An 8,700-nucleotide genomic window follows, 5' to 3' on the forward strand; every position below is an offset into this window, starting at 1 on the left:
ATTCTTCCCGGCGCAGAGCGTTCAGCAGCCTGCGGCGTACGCTCGGGAAAAGCGGACTTGCGGGCAGCAGAAGAAACTGTCTGAGCGTTTCCGGAGAGAAGGGGAGAAACTGAAGACGCAGATACAACGGAAGAATCTGGAGATACGGTCTGGCTGCAGAGCGGATGCGGCAGGAGGTACGGGGCAGGGAGAATCGTTCGAGTGCGGCGTCAAGCTCGAAGCTGTCGTCTCCGCGCACCAGGACGGCGCGGCCGAGCGTGCCGTCGCGGAGGCGCTCCCGAAGAACTGCCGCAAGCGCTTCGGCAGCTTCGGGCAGGTTCGTGGCCGTAAGACGAAAATGTTCTCCCTTGCCGGAAAATACGGGCAGCGAGGACACGAATTCGGCACTGAGTGGACGGTCGCCACTCGTGTTTTCATCGCCTGTGAGATCGGTGACGGAGACGCCGTTTTTTCGGAGAAGAGAGAACAGCTCATGCCAGGGCTGATCCCAGAGCTTTTCCGGCGTGGCGAGCTGGACAAGACGCAGACCCGATATGCCCCAGAGGGAAAGTTCCGTTATAAGAATCCTTATTCTGTCGGCCGTGCCGGGGACAGGAGAGAATGCATGCGCCTGTTCAATCTCGTACATTTCGGCAAGGCGGGGAAGTCCGTGGTCGCAGCATTCCCGGGCGAGGGCCTCAAGGTCGTGGGCGGAGCCTTCCAGAGCTCCGGAGAATTTCAGCTCGTCGCGCATGGACAGCACGCGTCTTGCCGTGTTCCAGTCGTCCTTTTTAAAGGAAGACGCGTAGAACGGGACGGCGCCGTGCTGTTGTTCTTCTCCCGTTCTTCGGGCAAGAAGCTGCCGCCACGATGCAATACGGAGGCTTTCGTGCGTGTTCAGGCCTGGAAGTCCCATTTTTTCTTCGAGCAGACTCAGAAATCCCGCCGGGCCGACGATGTGCACTCCGGCCGCAGCGCGGGACTGCGTTGCGCGGGACGGTCCGCCGCAGTCCGATGAAGAGAATCCGACCGCATCGGGCCATGATCCGCCGTCCATGTATTTGCCGAGCACCACGTTCATGTCTTTTCTCGCTGATCCTGGGTGAAGGAAAACAATGAGCTGAGCGTACCGCAAAGTTCGCGTCACTTCCACAGGCAAAATGCGTCCGGTGCATGGACGCATGGACGATTTTGGATTCTTCCCGCTTGATTTCGTGCAGAAATCACGCGATTCTTGGCAAGAAAAATTTTGAGGTCACGTCATGGATGATACCGTAAGATGTGCAAATGAGGGCGACGGCTCCCGCATTACGAGACTTCTGCGCATGGCACAGGAGATACGCAGAGAACCGCATCAGACGCAGGAGGCACTGCGTAAAAAGCTTTGCATAGGGCGCAGTCAGTACTACAAGGACAAGGCGGCTCTGGCCGATGTGGGGTTCCGGTTTGAATTTCATAAGGCGAAGGGCTTTCACATTCTGGAAGACAGGTTGACGCCCATCACCGGACTGACCTTCAGCGACCGTCTGCTGCTCATGTTCGCTCTGGAGCATCTGGCGGCGGAGGGAGACGGTACGCTTGCGGCGCTGGCCATGGAAACAGGGCGAAAGCTGGCAGGCGGACTGGACTCTCCTTTTCGGGAGCAGATTCAGCGCAGCTTCGATTCCTGCGTCACGCAGGGCACGTTCGGCGTGAAGCCCGAAGTTCTGGCCGCTCTTCAGCAGGCCGTGCATGAAGGCAGACGCGTGCGCATTCTTTACACAAGAGCACTGGACTGGACCAGAAGCTGGCGTGAGATTGATCCGAGGCGTCTCTACATACGGCGCAGGGCCATGTATATGTATGCCAGAACCGTGGACGAAACGCCGCCGGCCTGGAAGATATTCCGTCTGAACCGCATTGAAGAGGTACGCCCCACGGGGATTCTGTGCACGTGGGATCCCATGGATGACGGGGGATTCGAGGAAAAGCAGCGGAATGCGTTTTCCGGCGTGTTCGGCGACAGGCTTTATGACGTCACGCTGCGCTTTACCGGCGGAGCCATGCGCTACGTGCTTGAAAAAACGTGGCATTCCAGCCAGAAAATTCGCCGGTCCAGCAATGAGCTCATGTTTTCCGTAAGAGTTTCCGATCCGCAGGAGGTATTGTACTGGGCCAAGCAGTGGGGGCATGAGGCTGAAGTCGTCAGCGTGGAGAGCGTGGAGGAGTCGGTGGAAGAGTCGAAGTCGTGACGTTTTTCCGAGCGGATCGGGCCGAAGCGTCCACCATGCGGTGGAACGATCGGTGTTCCCTGCTTCTTGCCCGTCAGGTCCGCTGCTATGCTCTTATCTGAAAAAGGATTTTTCCATGAATTCGGGAGAGCAAAGGAGCGCGCATGGTTTCGGACATTCAGATCGTGGAAGGGCTTGCCTGCCGGGAAGAAACGTTTCGTCTTCTGTGGGAGAAACCGGAGACGCTTGCCCTGCTGCGACGGCAGGATGAGGAACTCTGCCTTGCCGCCGTGGAGCGGAACGGACTTGTGCTGCGGCACGTTCTGCATCAGACGCCGGCCGTCTGTCTTGCCGCCGTGGAGGAAAACGGTCTGGCTCTGCAGTTCGTACGGGAACAGAGCATGGATATTTGTCGTGCTGCGGTCATGCAGAACGGCGAGGCTCTTGCCTTTGTGAGAATGCAGACTCCGGAACTCTGCGAACTTGCCGTCAAGCAGACGGGAACGGCGCTGCGGCATGTGCTTTGCCTGACAGGGGAGCTGATTCGTCTGGCGACATGTTCCGACGAAGGGACGGATGTTATTCCCGAGGGGGCTGATCCCGCCATGTTTCTGGATCATGCGGCTTCTGCACGTCCGGCGCTGCTGCTTCTGGAGCAGCCGACCGAAGAGCAGTGCCTGCGTGCCGTGACTGCGGAACCGGATACGCTTGCCATGCTCGGTGAGAAGGAACAGACCGAGCGGGTATGTCTTGCAGCCGTGCGTGTAAGCGGAGATGCCCTGCGTCTTGTACGGCATCAGACTCCCGCGGTATGCCTTGCGGCCGTTCGCGAGGACGGAAACGCCCTGCAGTATGTGCGGCATCAGACGCCCCGGCTTTGCCTGGAAGCCGTGCGCTCCACGGGAGAAGCGCTTCGTTTTGTCAGAGACAGGACACCGGAAGTCTGTCTGGCCGCTGTGGAGAGTGACGGAAATGCCATACGCTTCGTCCCCCGGCAGACGCCTGAGCTGCGGCTGGCCGCCGTGCGTCAGAATGCCGAAGCGCTGCGCTGGATGGAGGGCGTGGACAGAAGTCTTGCCCTTGAGGCCGTGAAGGATGACGGCTTTGCCCTTCAGTACGTCATGGAACAGGATGACGAGCTGTGTCGTGCGGCTCTCAGTCACGGCAACAGCGACGTTCTTCAGTATGTGCACCGTCAGACCATGAAACTGTGTCTCGAAGCTTTCGGAAAAGATTCATGGGGAACGGGACTTCGCCGGGTACGCCTGCCGCAGACGGAGAGCCTCTGCCTGAAGGCGATGCGCTCCAGCGGGGAGAATCTCCGGTACGTTCAACGTCAGACGGAAAGAGTATGCCTTGCCGCCGTGAAGAGCTCGGGCGACGCCATACGCTTTGCGGTTCATCCCACGCACAGGGTCCGTCTCGCCGCGCTTCGAAATGAAGGTCTTGCCATACGGTATCTGCCGGATGCGTCGGAGGAGGAAAAACGGATCGCCGTCCGGGAAAACGGTCTGGCACTGCAGTATATTCCCGACGCTTCGGCCGGACTGGAAAAGCTGGCCATGCGGCGACTCTGGAGAGGATGGGGACATCCGCTTCGCTTCGTCAGGGAACAGACGGAAGAGCTCTGTCTTGAGGCCGCAGAATTTTCGGAGGAGGCGCTTGACGCCATGCGCGACAGGGACATGGCCGGGAGAATCGTGGAAAGACTGGAACGGAAAAGGTCGGTGCGTGCCGGCGGGGACGAGAATGGAGAGGAGGAAGACAGAAAAAGCTCTTTGGATAAAGACGGCTCCATTCCGGCGTGAGCGGACGAAGGACGGAACGGAAAAAGGGGAAGGGCCCGGGCCCTTCCCCTTTTTCCGTTCATGGCGAGCCGGTCCGAGGCGTGATCGGATCGGCTCGTGCTGCGTTCGGCATTCTTTCGTTATTGCTGTACCGCAGCCGGAGAGGATGATGTTTTTTCAAATTCAGCGATGGGATCTTCGAAATTGTCCCACAGCCTGGAAAAATGCTCCCGCATGACGGCGCTGGTAAAGGAGCTGTGAGGTCTGTGACCGTGCCACCGTGCCTGGTCGCCCTGCCATTGGGGAAAGGCGGAGATAACGGCCGCGGCGAGACTGCGTTCGTCGGGATGCAGGCAGTACTCCGCGTCCATCAGCGTATTGTCGGCAATCTGATGACGTACGACAGGGCCGTCGGCGCGAAGAAATACATAGCTGCGCTTTCCGCAAAGGCGCGCCAGCCCGGCAAGCAGCCTTTTCATGCGACGTTCGTGACGGGCATGGAAGAAGGGGACGATGAGGGATTCTTCTTTCTTCGTTCCCGTAAGCTCCAGAAAGGGAACGTCCGCCAGCCACAGAAGGCCCTGCACCTGATCATGCCGGGAGCCTGTGGCGAGCATTCCCGCCATGTCGAAGGCTCCGGCCTCGCGGAAGGCGGAAGCCCACGGCGCACCGTCCTGCCAGATGCTGAAGCTTTCCAGCATCTTATCCTGCGTCAGCGTGGCCAGAGCGTGTCCGTAGTCCATGATCTGATGTCCGGATTTGATGTCGTGCAGCGTGGCTGCTCCCTGCCAGAACGCCCGGGACAGTCCGGAGTCGAGAACTTCGTCGCTGTCGCCGAGAAAAATGTCCCGTTTCGGAGAGCGGGCCGTGTCCAGCGCGGCAGGGGTCGTTTCCAGCGTTTTTTCCCCTTCGCCGGGGCAGAAGCAGAAGCCCCGGCCACCGCCGAAGTCCATGAACGGAAGATGACCTTCCCTGATATGACGGGCCTTGCGTTCTTCCCTGGCCCAGGTTTCGTTCCGCCACGGACGAGGGTCGGGAGCCTGCGCATAGGAGAGCATGACATTCTTTGTGAATTCCCACGTGCTTCCGTCGGCAAAGCGCGTGTTTCTGCCGAGAAACTGCGCCATCTGAAGGGCAGGGAAAACAACGGGATTCCACGCGACGGCATGGATGATGGACGGATGCCTCAGACTGAGCGCGTAGAAGCCTCCCAGCGACGAGCCCATGACGCAGACGCGGTCGTTCGTCTCATCTATGGCGTCGAGCATCTGGCGTCTCAGAGAGGCGAAGCATTCGGTAAAGGGGCTGGAATAGTCGTATTCCAGACAGATGACAGGCCTGCCGAGAAGATCGGTCAGCGCCTGCCCGGAACGGCTCCGTGCGCTGCTGTTGAAGCCGTGGATATAAATGAAGCGGTCCATGGTGTCTCCCACGTTGAACGTCTGCGTGAACGGGCATGGTTTCGGCCGTCTCATCATATCCGGTTCCGGCCCCGGGGAAGACGTCCATGGCGGAAACGACGTACTTGAACGCCCGGGGCCGGATGAGAGGAATGACAGATCGGGCCTTCATGTCATGCCTGTGAAAAGCAATAGCAGAAAAAGGACGAGCGCGGGAGCTGTGGCAGTTGCCCTGTCCACGGCTGTGTGGACGAGCACGGCGTTTTTTTTCAGAAAACAGGGAGAACGTACCATCTCCTTCTTCCAAGACAGCAATGCCGGCGTTTGAACATCGACGTACGGGCGGCGGGCGGAAAGAAAGGAGGCGAAGTGCCGCTGAAAACGGAAAAATGTTTGAGAAAATGCAAAAAGGCCGAATGTTCCGGACAGGACATTCGGCCGGGGAAGGACGAGAGCGTGGAGTATCCGGCGCGACGCGTCGAATGCAGGCGCCTGCCGGGGAAAGAGGTTTCGGAAAGGACGGCACCGAAAAGGAGAGAAAACGGACTAGCTCCAGCGGCTTGAGCGCTGCACTCTGCCTGCGGGAAGCGTGAGCAGACAGGAGGAGTCCGGCAGCTTTTCCATGAAGCTCGCAGGGCCGGGCATGACGCAGAGCGCCGTGGCGAGGGCGTCGGCCTCCATGGCGGAGGATGCAACCACCGAGGCTCCGGGGAGCGTGGCACAGCGACCGGTAACGGGATTGATGAGGTGATTGAGCTCGCCCTTTTCTCCGAGGACGTTTTCATAGGAACCGGACGTGGCCATGGCCTGATTCTTCAGAGTGCGCACGGCGGGATAGGCGGTGTTGCCGCGGTATTTTTCCGGGTTTTCCACGGCGACGCGCCAGGGGGTCCCTGCCTTGTCGCCGTCAGCCACGATGTCGCCGCCGGCGTTGATGAGAAAGTTCCTGACGCCGAAGCTGCGCATGACGCGCGCGCCCTCGTCGGCAATGTAGCCTTTGGCAATGCCGTCAAGGCTCATTTTCATGCCGCCGCGCAGAAAACATATACTGTCGTTTTCAATTTTGACGTTCGTCATGCCGACGAGCTCAGAGGCTTCGCTCATTTCCCGCTCATTGAGGCCGGAAGAGTGTTTTTCCAGAATTTCCAGCAGAGAAAGTACGGTAGGATCGAAGAATCCCCCCGTGACGCGGTGCATGCCTGCTGCCGAGCGCACGACGGCGAGCAGGGGGGCAGGGGCGTCGGAAAGTCGGCCTGAGGCGTTGAGCTGTCCGATTGCCGAGGCGCCGTCAAAGCGGGTGAGGGCGGCTTCGAGTGAGGCCATGCGTTCAAAGGCGCTGCCCATGGCATCGGAGGCCTGAGCGCTTGAAACGCCGCTGGTCTTTATGGTGACGAAGGTGCCCATCATGAGCCTTGTTTCCGTCATGAGCGAAGGCGTCGCGGCTCGGGCGGAGGAAAAGGGCAGGGCCGTTGCGGCGGCGGCCGCGGTCAGGCAGCGGAGAAAGAAGCGTCGTGAGAGCATGGAAACCTCGCAGAGGCGAAGGGAGGAGCGGTTATACGGCTTTTTGCTGTTCCTTGTTGCAGGACTCGGCCATGGCGGCGATGGCTGCCTGACCGTGCAGGCGCAGAATCTGACGCGGGCAGGCCTTGGCGCAGGCCTGACCGCAGGAGTCTCCGTATTCAAGGCAGAGCTTCTGATCAATCTGGATTCTGTTGTTTTCCATGGAAATGGCTTTGGCAGGACAGGTCTTGACGCATTTTTCGCAGTGAATGCAGCCGACCTTGCATACGTCCATGACGGCCTTGAGCCTGTCCTGCGTGGAGCAGGTAATGGCCACCCGGGCGCGCTTGGGAATGAGCTGAAGCACGCTTCTCGGACAGACCTTCGTGCACTTGCCGCAGCCTATGCACATGGATTCGTTGACCATGACGATATAGTTTTCGACGTGCAGCGCTTCCGTTATGCATTCCTTCACGCAGTCGCCGAAGCCGAGGCAGGAGAAGCCGCACTGATCCGAACCGTGGTGCAGGGCCGCGGCTGCGGCGCAGGAGGGAATGCCCTTGTAGTCGAAGCGTCTTGTGACCTGTCCGGCATTCTTGTCGCAGCGCCTGTAGGCGCAGAGGGGTTCCATTTCCGTGGTGAGCTTGCCGGTCAGCGTGCCGATGGCCGAAGCCACCTTGGCGCCGCCCACCACGCAGAGGTTGGGCGGAATGGAAGGATCATGAACCACGGCGCTGGCGTAGCCTTCACAGCCGGCGTAGCCGCAGCCGCCGCAGTTGGCGCCCGGCAGACTGTCGGTGACCTTTCCTACCAGGGGGTCCTCATAGACGGCGAAAAAGCGGGAGGCGACGGCAAGAAGGGCCGCGGCAACGAAGCCGAGTCCGGTAAGAGCGAGTATCGAATAGAGAACCATGAGGACGTCCTTGTGCTGACGATGAAAACCAATCGAAACTGAAGCGGATTCCGCCTAGACCATGCCCTTGAAGGCCATGAAGGACAGGGACATGATTCCCGCCATGATGAGCGCTATGGGCGTGCCGGCCAGGGCTCTGGGCACGCGGCAGGTCTCCAGACGTTCGCGCACGCCGGCCATGAGCAGAAGGGCAAGAAGAAAGCCCGCACCCGTGGCAAAGGCATACAGCAGGGAGGACATGAGATCGTACTGTTCCCTCTGCACGAGGAGCGTCACGCCGAGGACGCAGCAGTTTGTGGTGATGAGGGGCAGGAAGATGCCGAGCGAGGCGTACAGCGGAGGAACGGCCTTTTTGAGGAACATTTCCACGAACTGCACGAGCGCGGCTATGATGAGGATGAAGACCAGCGTCTGGAGGTATTCCAGATGCGTGGGCACGAGCAGGCATTTCTGCACGAGCCACGTGCACAGCGTGGCCATGACGGTGACGAATATGACCGAGGTGCCCATGCCGAGGGCCACGCCCTTTTCCTTGGAACAGCCGAGGTAGGGGCAGTTGCCGAGGTTCTGGGACAGCACGATGTTGTTGACGAAGATGGCGGAAATGAAAACTTCAAAAACGCTCATGGGCGTTCTCCTTGTCTTCCGGCGGGAGGTTCTCTGTTCTCATGCAGGGAAGGGCGGCCGGGATGGGGTCAGTCTTTGTTGCTGCGGCCCATGGCACAGGCGCGGCAGCCGCCGCAGGGCGAGGGGAGCTCTTCGGAGCCTTCGCGGCTCTTCTTCATGAGCTGACGGTGCGTGCCGTAGTTCATGGCGGCGAGAGTGAGCCCCAGACAGAGGAAGGCGCCGGGCGCTTCCACCATGATGGTGAAGGGCTGGAAGCCGTCCCACATGACGGGATGACCGAACCA

7 protein-coding genes and 1 pseudogene are annotated in these 8,700 nt (G+C 59.9%); 2 read left to right on the top strand and 6 right to left on the bottom strand.

The window, feature by feature from the left end; genetic code table 11:
- Nucleotides 1-1,060, bottom strand: a 1,060-nt coding sequence (locus Q0J81_RS09050; protein WP_294447322.1) for a hypothetical protein, incomplete at its 3' end; no start/stop codon positions are given.
- Between the two features lie 181 nt (nt 1,061-1,241).
- Here Q0J81_RS09050 and Q0J81_RS09055 point away from each other — a divergent pair.
- Both Q0J81_RS09055 and Q0J81_RS09060 read left to right on the top strand, forming a co-directional pair.
- The gene (locus Q0J81_RS09055; RefSeq protein WP_294447323.1) at nt 1,242-2,210 is read left to right on the top strand and encodes a YafY family protein; all 969 of its coding nucleotides are present in this window, start codon (nt 1,242-1,244) and stop codon (nt 2,208-2,210) included.
- Between the two features lie 143 nt (nt 2,211-2,353).
- Nucleotides 2,354-3,997, top strand: a complete 1,644-nt coding sequence (locus Q0J81_RS09060) for a DUF4116 domain-containing protein (protein WP_294447325.1) — start codon at nt 2,354-2,356, stop codon at nt 3,995-3,997.
- 119 nt (nt 3,998-4,116) lie between these two features.
- Here Q0J81_RS09060 and Q0J81_RS09065 read toward each other — a convergent pair whose 3' ends face one another.
- From Q0J81_RS09065 to Q0J81_RS09085, 5 genes and pseudogenes are all read right to left on the bottom strand, one after another.
- Nucleotides 4,117-5,397: a YqiA/YcfP family alpha/beta fold hydrolase gene (locus Q0J81_RS09065; protein ID WP_294447326.1), complete on the bottom strand. Its 1,281-nt coding sequence runs from the start codon at nt 5,395-5,397 to the stop codon at nt 4,117-4,119.
- A gap of 525 nt (nt 5,398-5,922) precedes the next feature.
- Nucleotides 5,923-6,897, bottom strand: a complete 975-nt coding sequence (locus Q0J81_RS09070; RefSeq protein ID WP_294447327.1) for an FAD:protein FMN transferase — start codon at nt 6,895-6,897, stop codon at nt 5,923-5,925.
- 31 nt (nt 6,898-6,928) lie between these two features.
- The gene (gene rnfB / locus Q0J81_RS09075) at nt 6,929-7,789 is read right to left on the bottom strand and encodes an RnfABCDGE type electron transport complex subunit B (protein WP_294447328.1); all 861 of its coding nucleotides are present in this window, start codon (nt 7,787-7,789) and stop codon (nt 6,929-6,931) included.
- A gap of 54 nt (nt 7,790-7,843) precedes the next feature.
- Entirely contained in the window at nt 7,844-8,416 is a 573-nt protein-coding gene (locus Q0J81_RS09080) for an RnfABCDGE type electron transport complex subunit A (RefSeq protein ID WP_294447329.1), read from the bottom strand.
- Between the two features lie 68 nt (nt 8,417-8,484).
- A pseudogene (locus Q0J81_RS09085) lies at nt 8,485-8,700 on the bottom strand (electron transport complex subunit RsxE); the annotation flags it as partial.

This window comes from uncultured Mailhella sp., from assembly GCF_944324575.1.
Lineage (GTDB): Bacteria > Desulfobacterota > Desulfovibrionia > Desulfovibrionales > Desulfovibrionaceae > Mailhella.